Consider the following 14,059-nt stretch of genomic DNA (forward strand, 5'->3'; position numbering starts at 1 on the left):
TGAAGAATAAAAAAGGGGAAAAAATGAAGGCAAAAAATTCAACATTTAATAAGAAATCGCGTTCTTTTTTGTTCGAAACATTCATGATGTTTTCGTTGAAAAATTATAAAATGACATTGGGCAACTTTCTCATCGCGTTCTACACATTTCTCATCATGATGGTTTTAGAAGTTCCTGCTTTTGCAACACCTCTACCAGAAGTGTTGCATGGAGAAAGTTGGAATGGTGTGGGTTATCTTATTTTTCTTCTTCCAGTTTTAATCTGGGTCTGTCTTTTCATACCTTTACCTATTTTTTGGGGCGTTCGCAGTATTCGGGAACGTAAATTGAGAAAAGCAATACAGCAAGTGAAAGAAATGGCTGAGATGCAAGATAAATCAGACAAGGTGTAAACGCTATGAAAGGAGCTATTTTTCTTCTTATAATGCCATTCATTTTTTCCATGTCTACCAGTATCGTGGTCTTTGCCATTTTGGTTAATACGATTATTATGATGCCTTATTATTCTTTGATCAAGCGTTTGAGATTGTATTATAGAGTAAAGGAACAAAGACGCGTGATGAAAGAACATCCGCAGCATCTTTGTTGTCTTGTAAGAAATGAAAAGAAAAGTAAGTATCAGAATTTATCACCAGACACATCAATACCGCATAGAGGGGCGGACCCCTTTTCACTCAAAAAGTTGATGGCGTTTTCTAGAAAAGATTATCTCATCATATCTGTCATCTCTCTCATCATTATGGCCTTCAAAGCTTATGTTTATATAGCTTTCTTTTTCCAGCCAAGTTTTATTATAGGCAGAGACAAGGAAGGATTTAAGGTGCTTGCTTGTCTCATTTTGCTGCTCACTTTTATTTCGGCATGTGTTCTGATAACGCTTCCTGTTGTTTTGGTACTTCGCGCAATACTAACCTCTCAGTTGAAAAAAAAGCTCCAGCAATTGAAGGAAATAACGCGACAACAAGATCAATGTTGAGAACGCGAGAGGGTGCAAAATAGATTAAGATGATGGTAGCTGAGTTTGTAATAATAAAATTCTTTTTTCTCCTTTCTTTGGTGAGGGTAATCCTTGAGTTTTTCTTAAGTGCAGCAGTGGTTGCTTTGTATTATTCTTTTATCAAGCGTTGGAGGGTGTATTCCAAGGTAACGCGACAATTAAGAAAAGCAATGAAAAAGCATATGTAGTGCTTGAAGTGCTATTAAAGTCAGCATGTCGTTAAAAATTGTGTCCTTGTAAAAGCCTCAGGAAATGAAGTGGAAAAATTTAGCATTTTATAACAAACTGCGCTCTTTTTTCGCGAAAGAGTTTTTTTCTTCGAGGGAGTATATTGTAATTTTTTCCTTTTCACTCCTCATTGCGCTGTGGAACAAGATTCTCTCTATACTATCCTTGGCACAATGGGAATTGACAGTGTGGCAGCACAACACTCTTTTTTCTATCCTCGTGTTCTGGGAAGTTATTAAAATATGTGTTCTTGCCTTGATACCAGTTATGTTAATACTCTGCATAATATTGTGGCGTTTGTTGAAAAAAAATACTCAGAAATTGAAAGAAATAAACCCGCAACGGGGTAAAATAACTTGTCACCAAAAGGATTGGTATAAAAAGAGTGATAGGGGGAAAATTTACAATATTCTTATAGCAATATTTGCTATGGTGTTTGTGTGGGTGGTGACGTGGGTTGCTTTTATTCCCGTGTATGTTTTGATACTTTATTATGGTGTGTTTAAGCAGGTGAGAATGTATTGCCGGTTAAGAAAAGAACTGAAAAGTGTTTTGAAAGAACATGATATAGCGTTTGAGAAGCCATGAGAGGGATGAGATATGGGAACAGACCGGAGAAGACGAAGAGCAAGAAGAGCTCTATGAAGTTTATGATGATATGGCTTTGATGAAGTTTTGACCATGGAAGATGTCAACGGTGCTTTTGAAAATTCTGTGGTGAGCGGTTGAAATTGAGGGAAAAGGCGATCATTTGGCCACCGTCTTTTTATCGGACCGCGAAGTGTAAATTCTCATCTCATGATGAAGTTAGCAAAGATTGCCCAAAATTTGATTATGGGTTTTTAATTATGATCGGTATTTTGCTGCTTTTTACCGGACTATTAATCCTTATAATTCTCAAACTTTGCTAGCGGTGCAGATGACGTTTGTGGCTAAGGGACTTAAAATTTTTTAAGAGAGAGTGACAGAGGATCGCTTAAAGCAGGCGTTTGATGAATCTTTACAATGGGCTAAGGGAGATTTTGGCTTTCATAAAATGTTTCGCTCTCAATACAGCGCTCTGCCTTTAGAAAAGGATATTGTAGCTTATTCGACAGATGAAACCAATGGGGCATCTTATGTTCTGCTGCATTGTGATGAGGAAGTGATGTTTAAAGCTGGAGGGAGGAAGTATTGTCTCGATATTGTCACCATCAAGGATGGTAAACGAGCATTTACCGATGTAAGTATTGATTCGTTTAGAACGACAAATTGTTGAGAAAAGGGGAATTGAGAAAGGGCTTCTTTTATACGATATAAAGAATCTCTCAAAAGTTTTAAGAAAAATGAAGAATAATGGTAAGATTTTAAAAGAGAATGGGCTAAAAATAACGCGAATCAAGGCATGAGAAATAATTACATGGGGGAAATAATCGCGTGGGAGAAATAACCAATGCCAAATTCATCGTTCTCTCGTCTTTGAAGATTTTAAAGAAAAGATCTTTGTTTGTTGTTGTTTTGTGTTTGAGAAAAATGATTCTTATCTTTCATTCTGTACAATATGGTCTTTCAGGACGGTAAGTGAAGAACCGTTTATTTCGTCTTAAAAATGAGTCTTGTCTGTATCTGATGCTCTCTTCTTTCGTATAAGAATAAAGTTGAACTAACTGTTCAGGATGGAGGCTTATCCGGTGAGCCTGTGCCGATGAAGTGAGTCACACAAGTGATCAGCAATGAGAATCTACTAACTTTAGAGTAATGAGGGGGGCAAGCGAGAACAAAGATGTTAGAGAGGGGGCGTTAGTGAAGGCAGAAAAAGAACATCGCTGATAAAAAAGCGAAGTATAAGTAAGCCCCCATTTTTTTTTGAGTACTTTTCAATATTTAACTTTATAATACATCGCAATGTGTGTGGGAAAACTTTAGAAATAGTTAACTATACAATCCATTATCCCCTAGAAAAAAGCATATTTATGCAAAACATGATAACAGAACGTACAAAATTATATAATGCATGCAGTAAATTTTCCCCTTGTTGATATAAATCTTCCACCTCTGGTCTATATACAACACTGTTACTTTGTATTCCTAGTATATTCAATGTATCCAATGTCCCACTTATTGGTTCAAGAAGCTCTAAATCATTTTCTTCAACAGTATAAGGAGCAATAATAGGAGAGGGTTGTTTATTTACACTACGATCAGATTCTTGAAGTGCAAGAGCTAAACCACTTGTAATTGCCCCCGCTATGAAAAAATATCTGACATTCATAGTTTTTCTCCTATGATTTATTTTCATAAATAAATATCAATATGTATCATACATAAATTCAATTTAGATAACTATAGTAAAAATGCAACAGTCATAAAAAAGAATAAAATTTGTCTACAATTTGACAAAATTTACCCTTATTTGCCTTAATCAATTCTTTCAGAATTTGTTTTATGAGTGCGTAAAAGGTGAAGTTGAAGGCTCTATGCATGTTGTCATACGGGAATAAGTGACAAAAATAGCTGCTGGCAAACTTCTTTTTTGAGCCATAAGCGGACTCATAAGAGCGAATTGTCTGTGAGAGAGTTAGGAACATCCTGTGAGGGCAGGAGTGCACCCCATAAGGGTTGGGATGCACTCCGTAAGGATGGAGTGCATCCCGTGAGGGTCGGGATACACTCCTTAAGGTGGGGTGTGTCCCGTGAGGGTCGGGATACACTCCTTAAGGTGGGGTGTGTCCCGTGAGGGTCGGGATACACTCCTTAAGGTGGGGTGTGTCCCGTGAGGGTCGGGATACACTCCTTAAGGTGGGGTGTGTCCCGTGAGGGTCGGGATACACTCCTTAAGGTGGGGTGTGTCCCGTGAGGGTCGGGATACACTCCTTAAGGTGGGGTGTGTCCCGTGAGGGTCGGGATACACTCCTTAAGGTGGGGTGTGTCCCGTGAGGGTCGGGATACACTCCTTAAGGTGGGGTGTGTCCCGTGAGGGTCGGGATACACTCCTTAAGGTGGGGTGTGTCCCGTGAGGGTCGGGATGCACTCCTTAAGGGTGGGGTGTGTCCCGTGAGGGTCGGGATGCACTCCTTAAGGTGGGGTGTGTCCCGTGAGGGTCGGGATACACTCCTTAAGGTGGGGTGTGTCCCGTGAGGGTCGGGATACACTCCTTAAGGTGGGGTGTGTCCCGTGAGGGTCGGGATACACTCCTTAAGGGTGGGGTGTGTCCCGTGAGGGTCGGGATACACTCCTTAAGGGTGGGGTGTGTCCCGTGGAGGCTAGATATATTTTGTAAGAAAAATAGAGATAGCCAAGAAGATTTATATTTTTTATCTTATACCGATTGGCTGTTGTATTTTCTATGGATATTTATCTTGTATCCTCAACATTAAATGGTTTAAGGCAGAAACTGGGGATAAGAGCAAAAAAGCTGAAAAACCTATAGTAAGGGGGATATTGGGGTACTGCTGTTTGGTTGTTTCTTGTTTTTGTTTATTCGCACAAGATTTATAAAACTATGTGCCTATAAAATGCTTGTTTTACAGGAAATAAACACACTGAAATAATATTCAGAGGAGAAATAGTTTAATAATTATTGTTTTGTTCTAAACTTATGCGGTAATATATTATCTTTCTTCGAAATGCATTCTGCTAAAAATATTTTAAAGTGTTATATAAAATATGCTTTTGTTGCAAAACAGCGCTTTTATTTTTATGAAAATTTTATTTCGAAAAAAAGAATCATTTTAAAAATCTGTTTGTGCATGCAAAAAATTCTGAGAGTGATTCTATGTTCTCGATGGATGGTGATCTGGACAGATAGGGGAACATGGATAAAGGTATGAAAGAAACTGCAAACGTTTATCTAAGTGAAAGCATGTCATTGAGGTTGATTTTCTGTGGGGTGGTAGAGAATCATTCTCGATGAAGCGGTTGTTGGTGGAAAGGCTGTCTTTAGAAGGTGATTGCCTGCGGAGTGATTCCCTGTGGAGCGGTTGTCGGTTAATAAAAAAGCTCTGAAAAAACAGTGTTGAATAGTATATTCAAATTCATGTTCCTTTTTTTCAAGAAGACAAGTCTGATTGTGCAAAGATGAAATCATAAGGTTTGTTGCTGGTGGAAGGGGGAGCTTTTAGAAGGTGATTCTCTGTGGAGTGGTTGTTGGTTGGATGGTTGCTGGTTGAATGATTGTTTGTGGGGTGATTTCTTGTAGAATGCGTTGCGGGGAGAGGGGAATAGTGAAATTGGTTACAGGTATTTCTTGCCGTTCTTTAAGTCCATTGCATGGGTATATCGTTATCGTATTGTTAAGTTAGCAAAGTCTAATAGAACAGCAGTGTAAGCATTTTTTTTCAATTGTACGCTGAGCAACGGCTTGATAGTCCTCCAGACGAAGTACTGTTATTGGTACATGTTCACCATAAATACGGGTCATGCCTAGCTTTTGTGCATTTACACCTGAATGTATCGAGTTTGTTCTTTCTTTCCTCAAACCTCAGAGCTTAATTTCTATATCTACACCAACAGAAAGATTGTGTTTTGCAATGTTTCATTGGCTCTTTGGTTAGTGTGTGCTGACTCAATCTGCTGTTCTGTTATGGGAAGTGAGGGATTATTGAGAGTCCCTACGGTTTGCATATCCCCAATGAAATGCTAACAAGTCTAGACAATCTCGTAAATGATCCGCGAGGGAATTTTGTTTGCGTTTTGAGTCGCTTAACTCTTTGATTGCTTGACCGTAACCAACAACCTTTTCTACAAGCGAATAGCCAAGAACACCGAGGTCGACCTTGATTGTTTTTAAATGGTTGGATGCTTCTATTTGACGTTCAATGGGGTGTGTGTAACCTTGGCTGTTCTCAACCTTTTCACGCGTGTAGTCAGGACTCATGTGGAGGTCTGCCTGACTTTGACGCCAGTAAACATAAAACCGTTCTGCTGCTTTATATTGCGCTTTGCTGATGTGCCCTTTTGCGTATAAAAGTGCGATGGGACGGCTTTGTACATTGGCAATGGCTTTGATGGTGCGCGGGTTACTGAAGCTTTCTGGATGGGTTGGTTGAAAGTAAGGATTACTCGTTTTAACGGGGATTTCTTGCGTTTTTAAGTGGCCAATGTGCTGTTTCTCTTTATTTTTTTTTGTCTCTTGATCTTTCATGTCATTTCCTCTCCTTAAAAAATGTCGTTTGGTTTTCTGTTAAAAAAATCGGATATAAGTTGCTCTAGGTGTTTGAGGGGGTAGGCTTTGCTGGGTATTTCCTTGAGGGGGGGCTGGAAATGGGGGCTTGGTGTTTGGGTGGTTTGTTGTTCTTGAAGGCGGTGGTTTTTTATTGCATTGTAGTTTTTGGTTTTTGTTTATGAAGGAGCGGGGAATATGGCTGTTAAGTGGGGCGTGTTTTTGCCGTGGTTGGCGTTTTGCTGCTATGTGGTCCTTGTCTTTGCTTTGATTTATATGGGATTGAGGCGGTTGGGGGTTACGTGGGGGAGTTTTTGGAAGTGGATGGCGTTTGGCTTCATTTATAGCCCTGTCTCTCGTTTTGTTTATGCGGAAGGGGAGCGTCTTGGTGTGGACTGGCTTTGGTTTTCGAATAGGTGGGTGTTTTCCTTCGTGATGGGCATTGTCCTTGGCGTTATCCTTGTCATTAGTCACGTGGGAGCAAGGAGCATTGGTCTTACGGGGATTTTCTTGATGGCGCTGGCTTTGGCTTCATTGTTGAAGTTGCTCTTGGGTTTTCTTATGCGGGGTTTCCTTATGCGGGAGCGAGGCGATACAGTCTTGCAGAGGTCGTTGTGGCTTTTGAATGGGTTGGTGTTTTCCTGCATTGTGGGCGCTGTCTTTGGTTTTGCTTATGGGGGAGCGCAGCGTCTTGGGGTGGACTGGCTTTGGTTTTCGAATCAGTGGGTGTTTTGCTTGATTTTTGGATTTACCTCTCCTTTTATTTATCATGGAGCAAGGTGTGCTCGTGTGGTAAGGAAAGCGTTCTTCGAGAGGGTGGTGTTTTGGGTTTAGCGTTCAAGATAACGCCTTGGCGTTAATGGGCGTTCAGAGGAACAGCGATAGCGATAGGTTTGTGGATCAAACCAAAGACCGATTTTTCCTTCAAAATCACCTGAACGTTGCTTGGCGATATTCATAATCACACCGGGACGTTTGGCTAACTCCACTTTTTCTTGCTTGAGGGATGCGGCAAAAATTTTATCTTCTAATGAGCGATTGCGCCAAATGGTGATGATGTTAAAGGCATTGGCACCAATTTCTGAGGCGCCTTTAATATCTTCTGTACCGGGGATATCTTTATCCAAACCACCTTTGCGTGCATGGGCAACAAGATGAATGTGTACTGCGTTTAAAACAGCCCAATCAACCATTTTATAAACTGCTTGTTCTTGTCCGGCATAGTCATCTGAAGAGATGCCAAGGCGCATGAGACTGTCGATAATAAATTGATCGCAGCCATAGCGTGCGCGGCAATAGTCGAAGACATCCAGCAATGTGTCTACGCTCGATTTGCCAACATGTTCATAAAGAATCAGCCCATCATCTAAAAAATGAAGTATCCGCTCAATCATCTCTCTTGTGGGGTGTTCTAAGCCTCCTGTTTGTTTTGTTAAACGGCGCAGCGATTGTTCTCCTTTCATTTCCAGTGAGGCTAAACAAAGGCGGCTCTTTTGAGAGATCCAATGGGGAATACAGTCTGATAACAGTTGGCTTTTTCCAGCACCACTTGCGCCGCTCCATAGTGTTAATTCTGCGGGGCGGAAATACAGTTTGCCGTTGAGTTTAGGATAGGGGACCGTGTAACCAAGATGCTGTTCAGGTTCTGGCCAAAACAGCCTTATGACTTGATCTTTATAGTCTGAGGCGTGCCGTAATCCTTCTGGTGTAAAGCTTTTCGCTGACAAAAAGGCTGCTTTTATGGTGTCTGTATCAATTCCAGCGGTTAAACAGTCATTCGCATCTTTGCGGGGTAAGTGTACACGGTAGCAGCGGTGACGGCCAAGCCTGCTGGCAATTTCACGTGCTGCTTCTTCACCCGGTTTGTCCATATCGGTGGCTAAAAAAATGGTTTCAAAAGGTTCTAAATGATCAAATTCATTTTCAATCCAGTTGTGTTTGCCCCCGCTTCCCCCTCCAAACGGTACGGAAAGTGCTGGATATCCATAGGCGGCTAAGGAAAGTGCATCAATTTCTCCTTCAGTGATGACAATTGTACGATTTGTCGAAGAAAAAGCGTGTTGTGCGGTGGTGGGTGCGTGGTTGGTGGGGCAAAGAGCTTGCCAGCCGAACAAAATCGGTTCGCATTGTGCTGCTGTTGGTTTTGGTTTTGCTCCCGCTTGTGCTAGTCGTTCTTTTACGAGAGCAAGGGTGCCGTCGGGTTTATAAAAGGGAAAGATGATTTTTTCTCCATCTTCTCCTATGCGGTAACGCTTTAAAATCTCAAGGGGGATGTGGCGTTCTTTGTGGAGATAGGTTTTTACCAAATTCTGTGGCGTGCTACCTGTGGGAACCGGTGGGGGTCGATAAGAATGACGAGGGGCCATAAAGGGTTTTGGACGCGTCAGATTGAGAGTGGCACGGGCTTCTTCTAGCGCTTGAGAAAGGCTGATACCTTTGACTTCACACCATAGGTCTAAAAGATCACCTCCTTTTCCTTCTGCGAAATCATACCAAAGCCCTGCTTTTTCTCCGCTCAGGCATACTGATAAACTTTTTCCCGCTTCACCACGCGTGTTGCCTATAATCCAATCGTTGCCGCGTTTGTGCCCTTGTGGAAGTAGCATTTCTGCTATTGCACCTGCTTGTGCAATAAGTTGCTGTTTTATCTCAAAAATCGTGCTCATGTTAAGATATACGGTAGTTTATGAGAGTGCGGTAGAGAGCTTCGTCGTTGCTACTTTGTGGTGTGAGAGAGGGATGAGCGGAAAAAGTCGCAAGTTTTTCCTGCTGTTCCTTTATCCGCTCAATTTCTCGGCGAAACCAGTTGCGCCATGTGGCTTGCCAATCGACTTTAAGCGCTTCTTTGCCACTTTTTGCATGCCAATAATCACGAAATTTTTTTTCTTGCCAATGGGCTTGTTCCTCATTCAAACCTTCTGAGATCGCCGCATTGATATCTGCTTGCCAATCGCTTGGAAGACGATGCCCTTTGGGTATTGTTGTTTCGCGGCTTTTGGTTTGGTTGCGTATCTTAGGGGTGTTTTTTGTGTTTCCCTGCACGCTGGTGAGATTTTCTATGCTTGCCATTGAGAGGGGAAGAGAGTCTGAATCGGTAAATTCCCCCGTTTTTTCTGGTGCGATGAGAAGGCTCTTAGCTTTCTTGCTAGAGTTTTGTAAGGCTTCTGCGCTCACGTTAGTATCAGAAAGGTTTTCTGCTTCTCTGCTAGAGTGAGGAGGGTTCTTAGTGACATCTCGTTGTGGTGGCGGGAGTGGGGAAGGTTTTGTGGATGGGAGCGGAGAAGAGAGGTGCGCAAATATTTCCCCCCGCTCTCTCTTCTCCTTTGTCGTAGAAAAAGAAAAAAAGTGCTTTTCTGAAACACCGTTAGGTGTTTCCTTTTCTTCTTCCTTTTGAGCTTCTAAGTTTTGTTTATCATCTCTTGCACTCTCGTTGAGCTGTTGTTGAATCTCAGCATTGATTTCTTTGCGTTTTTTTGCTGAAGAACGCCCCGCAAAGGATTTTTGTTCAAGCAATTTTGCTCGCTCTTGAAACACATTTTCACACCGCTTATTCCATAAACCACCTGCTAAATTTAAAATTTTGCCTTCTTCTATCAGCATTTCTAAAACATTCGTGAAAGTTCGCTTGTCACAACCGCAAAGACGCGCTAAACGTTCTACCGATAACTCTAAAGGACGACCGCGGGCGTACATTTCGTTGAGAAGAATCGTATAGATTCCAATTTCGTGTGCACGCATTCCACGAACTCCCCCTAGAAAATCATTTTGATACCAACACACATAAGGAAGCCTAGACGATTCATAGCAAGGAGTTTCTTGTTGATTGGCGTATTTCATGTTTCAATCCACTTTCTTCTTTTTTATACATTTCACTTCACAATAAAACCGAGAACAGTGTTTTTATGTATGCATTGACATTTGATTGAAGTTGAGACGCTTGAGTCAAACCGGTTCGGTTTTGTTGCAGTTTATTTTGTTAGTTGATGGCGCTTTAGGTATTTTTTTGAAGCTTAATCAATCATTGGACGTGCTTTAAGTGCGTGCAACCTTACAGTTTGAGATTATGTCGATGGCAAAGGATAAATAGAACAATATTTCTAAACGTTTGGGTTTTCGGGGGGCGCTTTCGGGGGCCCTTTTTGCATCCTTTGGGGTGGCGAATTGTTTTTGTGACTCGAAAATGCGCTTTTGTCTCCCCCAAAAAAAGTAAAATTTGTTTACTTAATTTTATCCTTTTTAGAGGATAAATCAAGTCCATTTTGCAAAAGGACGTGTCTTTTTTTTAAGACGCGCTATATGGTGAAATTATGAATATTGATGGTTGGCGTCAAAGATTGAATGCAGCATTTGAAAAAAGTGGACGGTCAAAGCGATCTATTTCTCTCGCAGCCGGAAAAGGAGCAGGGTACCTCCATTCCATTCTCGCTGAAGGGAAAGAGCCAACAATTGAGTCACTCGCGCGGATTTGTCATGAAATTAATATCAGTATGAATTATATCCTTTATGGGGAAGGTGCAAGTTTTGAAGATAAAGAATTTATAGATCTTATTTCAAAGCTTTCTCCTGAGGAAAGACAGGCGATTTTGACTCTTTTGCGGCGACCACCTGGCGAAGCATCAGAATAAACTCTTTTTGTGTTTCTTCATCAAGAGTACGCCAGTATTTTATCAATTCTAAGTCACTCATTTTAGCTCTCCTGTCTTTTTGTGGTTGCGTTGAGTAAGAACAAATAGAGAACAATATAAAGGCATAGGGCGAATGAAATAGGACAAGTTTTTCTTCATGTGTGCCGTTTTGACGTCGTAAAGACTAAAAATGTATCTTTTATTGAGGATAAAATATTTGACATATCTCCCATAGAGGATATAAGACTAACGGTATATTCGGCCTTGTCAAGACAAAGCTGTGCTTTATCAACTATCGAAAGGGGGGGAATTATGAAAAATATTCCATTCGTTAAAGAGGATGAAATTCTTATTATTCTTTGTGAAGAGGAAAAGAGTGATGCTTATGAGGGACCACTCGACCAAATCGAAGAAGTGCTCGAGATTATCGAAGAATATGAAACTGTTCACAGACTTTTACGCCTTGATCTTACTACACTTCATGCGGAGGATGTGAGTGAACAACTCGCTGATTTCTACGTGGCAAATCATGAAATCGACGAACAAGATACACAACTCCAGCCATTTATTCTTAATAGTGATGCATACCATGCTTGTTTAGAGGGCAAAGTTGCACGCGATTATGAAGATAATCTCTATGGCTCTTATGAAAAGCAGCATCGCTTGCGCCCATGTGATGTTTTGAGCGATTACTGGTGGTGAAAAATCATGGCCAGTTATCTCAAGACTTTTTATCAGGGGTTTCCACTTTACTACGCTGGAAATACTAAAACTACCATCAGACTCGAACCACAAAAACACAATGCAGTTCTTTTCATATCACGAGAGGCTGCAGAGTGTGTCGCGAAAAACTTGTCGGAAGAATATCTCCGAGATGATTTTTGTGTCGTGCAACAGCATGAGTGAAGAGACTTTTGAGCTTTGAATGAGGAGTCCTTCATTGAGGGAGCATTTGTGCCCCTGAATGAAGGAGGGGGGTCGAGGGTTTTTTTGCTGGTGGTGGAGGGAGCAAAATGTTTCAGGTATTTGCTTCAGCTGTTAGGGGCGGCGGCGTTGATTTGGAGGAGTTAACAAAAATCAGGGGGGATATTGAGGAGGTTTAAGGGAGAAGTGGGGTTTCGCATTTATGGGAGAGGTGCGGGAAAAATGTTGGGGGGAGGAGGAGCCAAAGAAAGAAGCAAGGGAGGCAAGTTAAGGGTAAGCGTTTGGATAGAGAAGCTCAAAGCTCCTATGGTGGCGGATGTGTGTCTGAGGATATGGGGGAGGGCATTTTATTGAAGGAGTGGGGGGGCGAGGGTTTTTTCGCTGGTGGTGGTGGAGGGAGCAAAAATGTTTCAGGTATTTGCTTCAGCTGTTAGGGGTGGCGGCGTTGATTTGGAGGAGTTGACAAAAATCACGGCGGGGGGGAGGAGATTTAAGGGATAGGTGGAGAGCGTGTGTAGGGGAAGTGTTCTATAGCGGATGTTTTAAAGATGAGAGGGAGGTAATTTGAATATCACGTCGGGCAAAAAGGTGTCACGACGGTAAAGGACAACAAAATGGGGAAAAATAAGATGGGGGAAAAATGTCATGCCAATCATTATCGATTGTATTCAGGGAACAGCGGAATGGAAGCAAGCGCGCAATGGTTTGATCACGGCTTCTTTGTTTGAAATGGTTATGGCACGAAAAAAACAGGGGCACAAAACTTCAAGATATCATTGTGTTATGATGAAACTCGCTGGGGAAAGAATTACGGGAAAAACTGTTGATGAGGGGACAACGCTTTCTATGCGACGCGGAACAGAACTAGAACCAGGTGCGCGCAGGCTTTATGGCACACTTACACACACACAGCCTGAATGTATTGGATTTGTTTTAGCTGATGATCGCATGAAAGGCTTTTCTCCCGATGCCTTTGTTGGAACAAACGGATTGTTGGAAATTAAAACCAAAAAACCTGAAATCTTAATTCCTCATTTTATCCAAAAGGGTTTTCCAGCAGAGCATAAAGCACAATGTCAGGGAGGATTATGGATTGCGCAGCGTGAATGGATAGATTTGATGCTCTATTGGCCTGATATGCCACCTCTTATCAAGCGCGCTTATCGTGACGAAGTTTATATTCGAAAACTTGAGAGTGAAATTAGCCGTTTTAACGAGGCTTTGGAAATTATGGTACAGAAAATTAAGTGTACCGATACAGGGTTTGGTATGAGAATAAAAATTGTAGGAGAGGGGAATGAAAGAGAGGAGGGTGCAAGTAAGGTGCGTATAAGTGGGGGACTTAAGGCTAGAGTAGGGTCAAGAGCACGCGCTAGGCTTAAGGAGAGAGCTGCAACAAGGCGTGGGAAGAGAAAAGGAGGATCTGTTCAGGGTTAGAGATGCAAAAATACTTAAAACAAGAGTGCTGCTAGGGGGAGCTGTGGAAGGATCATTCTGAGAGGTATGTTAGAGGGCGTCGTGAGGAGAGGGATAGCTAATAACATGCTGGGGGATGTGCTTTGGTATTGATAGGGAGGGTGTGGGTGCTTGGAAAGCGATGAGGGGTATAGTCTCAGAAAGTTGTGCAAAGGGGTATGCCGAGAAATAAGTGAGGGTGCGAGAGCATTATAAGAAAGCTATGAGCCTATGTTGTGAGGGGCTATGAAGATTGTGGTGCATAATGGTGCTGCGAGAGAGGATTGAACTCTCGACCTCTCCCTTACCAAGGGAGTGCTCTACCACTGAGCTACCGCAGCCCTTTTCAATCTGTGCGCTGTCTTGTGCCATATTGTCATAAAATAGGCAAGAGAGCATTTGTGCATTCTTGAAAGAAAAACCTTCTTGTGTCATGACATACATTTCTTATACAAAAGTCATGAGTTGTTTGAAGAAGCTCAACACTGTTCAAAAGGTTGCGCAATGACAAAAATGCATCAAAAACAAAAGCAAGAAGAACTTAATCATCAAGACGAAAAAGCAAAACGGCGCCAAGAAAGGCTGGCTGAACAATTGCGCCAAAACCTGAAACGCCGAAAAGAGCAAAGTCGAAAAAGAGCGCAGACAGAGCTTTAGAAAAATGTTTCTTATAGCATTTTGCAACCAAAT

Annotated in this window: 15 protein-coding genes, 1 tRNA gene and 1 pseudogene; 11 read left to right on the forward strand and 6 right to left on the reverse strand. The window is 41.8% G+C overall.

The window, feature by feature from the left end:
• Window positions 1-23: 23 nt before the first annotated feature.
• The 3 genes from LBE40_RS00160 (at window position 24) to LBE40_RS00170 (ending at window position 2,483) form a co-directional block, all read left to right on the forward strand.
• On the forward strand, window positions 24-392 hold the full coding sequence (locus tag LBE40_RS00160; protein ID WP_004857645.1) for a hypothetical protein: 369 nt from the start codon (window positions 24-26) through the stop codon (window positions 390-392).
• Window positions 393-397: 5 nt separating this feature from the next.
• Window positions 398-976: a hypothetical protein gene (locus LBE40_RS00165; RefSeq protein ID WP_004857642.1), complete on the forward strand. Its 579-nt coding sequence runs from the start codon at window positions 398-400 to the stop codon at window positions 974-976.
• Between the two features lie 1,210 nt (window positions 977-2,186).
• Complete coding sequence (locus LBE40_RS00170; RefSeq protein WP_004857638.1) at window positions 2,187-2,483, forward strand: hypothetical protein; 297 nt, start codon at window positions 2,187-2,189, stop codon at window positions 2,481-2,483.
• 669 nt (window positions 2,484-3,152) lie between these two features.
• On the opposite strand, the gene LBE40_RS00175 is transcribed toward LBE40_RS00170, so the two are convergent.
• The 3 genes and pseudogenes from LBE40_RS00175 to LBE40_RS00185 form a co-directional block, all read right to left on the reverse strand.
• Window positions 3,153-3,476 (reverse strand): hypothetical protein, encoded by a 324-nt coding sequence (locus tag LBE40_RS00175; protein WP_004857636.1) that lies wholly within the window; start codon window positions 3,474-3,476, stop codon window positions 3,153-3,155.
• Window positions 3,477-5,512: 2,036 nt separating this feature from the next.
• Window positions 5,513-5,657: pseudogene (locus tag LBE40_RS00180) on the reverse strand (50S ribosomal protein L3); the annotation flags it as partial.
• Between the two features lie 144 nt (window positions 5,658-5,801).
• Window positions 5,802-6,347, reverse strand: coding sequence for a hypothetical protein (locus LBE40_RS00185; protein WP_004857633.1), 546 nt, complete (start codon window positions 6,345-6,347; stop codon window positions 5,802-5,804).
• A 130-nt stretch (window positions 6,348-6,477) separates the two neighbouring features.
• On the opposite strand from LBE40_RS00185, the gene LBE40_RS00190 reads away from it, so the two are divergent.
• Together LBE40_RS00190 and LBE40_RS00195 are read left to right on the forward strand one after the other, a co-directional pair.
• Window positions 6,478-6,636 carry a hypothetical protein gene (locus LBE40_RS00190; protein WP_252615202.1) on the forward strand — a complete coding sequence of 53 codons (159 nt, stop codon included), beginning with the start codon at window positions 6,478-6,480 and terminating at the stop codon, window positions 6,634-6,636.
• A 20-nt stretch (window positions 6,637-6,656) separates the two neighbouring features.
• Window positions 6,657-7,199: a hypothetical protein gene (locus LBE40_RS00195; protein ID WP_252615203.1), complete on the forward strand. Its 543-nt coding sequence runs from the start codon at window positions 6,657-6,659 to the stop codon at window positions 7,197-7,199.
• On the opposite strand, the gene LBE40_RS00200 is transcribed toward LBE40_RS00195, so the two are convergent.
• Both LBE40_RS00200 and LBE40_RS00205 read right to left on the reverse strand, forming a co-directional pair.
• A complete protein-coding gene (locus LBE40_RS00200; protein WP_004857630.1) occupies window positions 7,196-9,031 on the reverse strand; it encodes a toprim domain-containing protein in 1,836 nt (611 codons plus the stop codon). The two genes, LBE40_RS00195 and LBE40_RS00200, sit on opposite strands and share 4 nt — an antisense overlap.
• Window position 9,032: 1 nt before the next feature.
• Complete coding sequence (locus LBE40_RS00205) at window positions 9,033-10,202, reverse strand: YdaU family protein (protein WP_004857628.1); 1,170 nt, start codon at window positions 10,200-10,202, stop codon at window positions 9,033-9,035.
• Between the two features lie 470 nt (window positions 10,203-10,672).
• Between LBE40_RS00205 and LBE40_RS00210 the strand changes: the two genes are divergently transcribed.
• The 5 genes from LBE40_RS00210 to LBE40_RS00230 all read left to right on the forward strand — a co-directional run bounded on the left by LBE40_RS00210 (window position 10,673) and on the right by LBE40_RS00230 (window position 13,351).
• Window positions 10,673-10,990: a helix-turn-helix domain-containing protein gene (locus LBE40_RS00210; protein ID WP_004857626.1), complete on the forward strand. Its 318-nt coding sequence runs from the start codon at window positions 10,673-10,675 to the stop codon at window positions 10,988-10,990.
• Between the two features lie 312 nt (window positions 10,991-11,302).
• Entirely contained in the window at window positions 11,303-11,692 is a 390-nt protein-coding gene (locus tag LBE40_RS00215) for a hypothetical protein (RefSeq protein ID WP_004857624.1), read from the forward strand.
• Between the two features lie 6 nt (window positions 11,693-11,698).
• Window positions 11,699-11,896 (forward strand): hypothetical protein, encoded by a 198-nt coding sequence (locus tag LBE40_RS00220; protein ID WP_040296766.1) that lies wholly within the window; start codon window positions 11,699-11,701, stop codon window positions 11,894-11,896.
• 299 nt (window positions 11,897-12,195) lie between these two features.
• Complete coding sequence (locus LBE40_RS00225; RefSeq protein ID WP_155814720.1) at window positions 12,196-12,348, forward strand: hypothetical protein; 153 nt, start codon at window positions 12,196-12,198, stop codon at window positions 12,346-12,348.
• A 211-nt stretch (window positions 12,349-12,559) separates the two neighbouring features.
• A complete protein-coding gene (locus tag LBE40_RS00230) occupies window positions 12,560-13,351 on the forward strand; it encodes a lambda exonuclease family protein (protein WP_004857622.1) in 792 nt (263 codons plus the stop codon).
• 284 nt (window positions 13,352-13,635) lie between these two features.
• Here the strand turns inward: LBE40_RS00230 and LBE40_RS00235 are convergent.
• Window positions 13,636-13,710: transfer RNA gene (locus tag LBE40_RS00235), tRNA-Thr, on the reverse strand.
• Window positions 13,711-13,873: 163 nt separating this feature from the next.
• Between LBE40_RS00235 and LBE40_RS00240 the strand changes: the two genes are divergently transcribed.
• Window positions 13,874-14,026: a hypothetical protein gene (locus LBE40_RS00240; RefSeq protein WP_004857620.1), complete on the forward strand. Its 153-nt coding sequence runs from the start codon at window positions 13,874-13,876 to the stop codon at window positions 14,024-14,026.
• Window positions 14,027-14,059: the final 33 nt, after the last annotated feature.

It is taken from the genome of Bartonella taylorii (assembly GCF_023920105.1).
In the GTDB taxonomy this organism is placed as follows: Bacteria; Pseudomonadota; Alphaproteobacteria; order Rhizobiales; family Rhizobiaceae; genus Bartonella; species Bartonella taylorii.

What these genes read in the sequence shown, in the direction of transcription:
- LBE40_RS00200 (WP_004857630.1), bottom strand. Translation starts at nt 9,031, where the DNA reads ATGAGCACGATTTTTGAGATAAAACAGCAACTTATTGCACAAGCAGGT.
- LBE40_RS00160 (WP_004857645.1), top strand. Translation starts at nt 24, where the DNA reads ATGAAGGCAAAAAATTCAACATTTAATAAGAAATCGCGTTCTTTTTTG.
- LBE40_RS00175 (WP_004857636.1), bottom strand. Translation starts at nt 3,476, where the DNA reads ATGAATGTCAGATATTTTTTCATAGCGGGGGCAATTACAAGTGGTTTA.
- LBE40_RS00210 (WP_004857626.1), top strand. Translation starts at nt 10,673, where the DNA reads ATGAATATTGATGGTTGGCGTCAAAGATTGAATGCAGCATTTGAAAAA.
- LBE40_RS00185 (WP_004857633.1), bottom strand. Translation starts at nt 6,347, where the DNA reads ATGAAAGATCAAGAGACAAAAAAAAATAAAGAGAAACAGCACATTGGC.
- LBE40_RS00230 (WP_004857622.1), top strand. Translation starts at nt 12,560, where the DNA reads ATGCCAATCATTATCGATTGTATTCAGGGAACAGCGGAATGGAAGCAA.
- LBE40_RS00165 (WP_004857642.1), top strand. Translation starts at nt 398, where the DNA reads ATGAAAGGAGCTATTTTTCTTCTTATAATGCCATTCATTTTTTCCATG.
- LBE40_RS00205 (WP_004857628.1), bottom strand. Translation starts at nt 10,202, where the DNA reads ATGAAATACGCCAATCAACAAGAAACTCCTTGCTATGAATCGTCTAGG.
- LBE40_RS00215 (WP_004857624.1), top strand. Translation starts at nt 11,303, where the DNA reads ATGAAAAATATTCCATTCGTTAAAGAGGATGAAATTCTTATTATTCTT.
- LBE40_RS00220 (WP_040296766.1), top strand. Translation starts at nt 11,699, where the DNA reads ATGGCCAGTTATCTCAAGACTTTTTATCAGGGGTTTCCACTTTACTAC.
- LBE40_RS00240 (WP_004857620.1), top strand. Translation starts at nt 13,874, where the DNA reads ATGACAAAAATGCATCAAAAACAAAAGCAAGAAGAACTTAATCATCAA.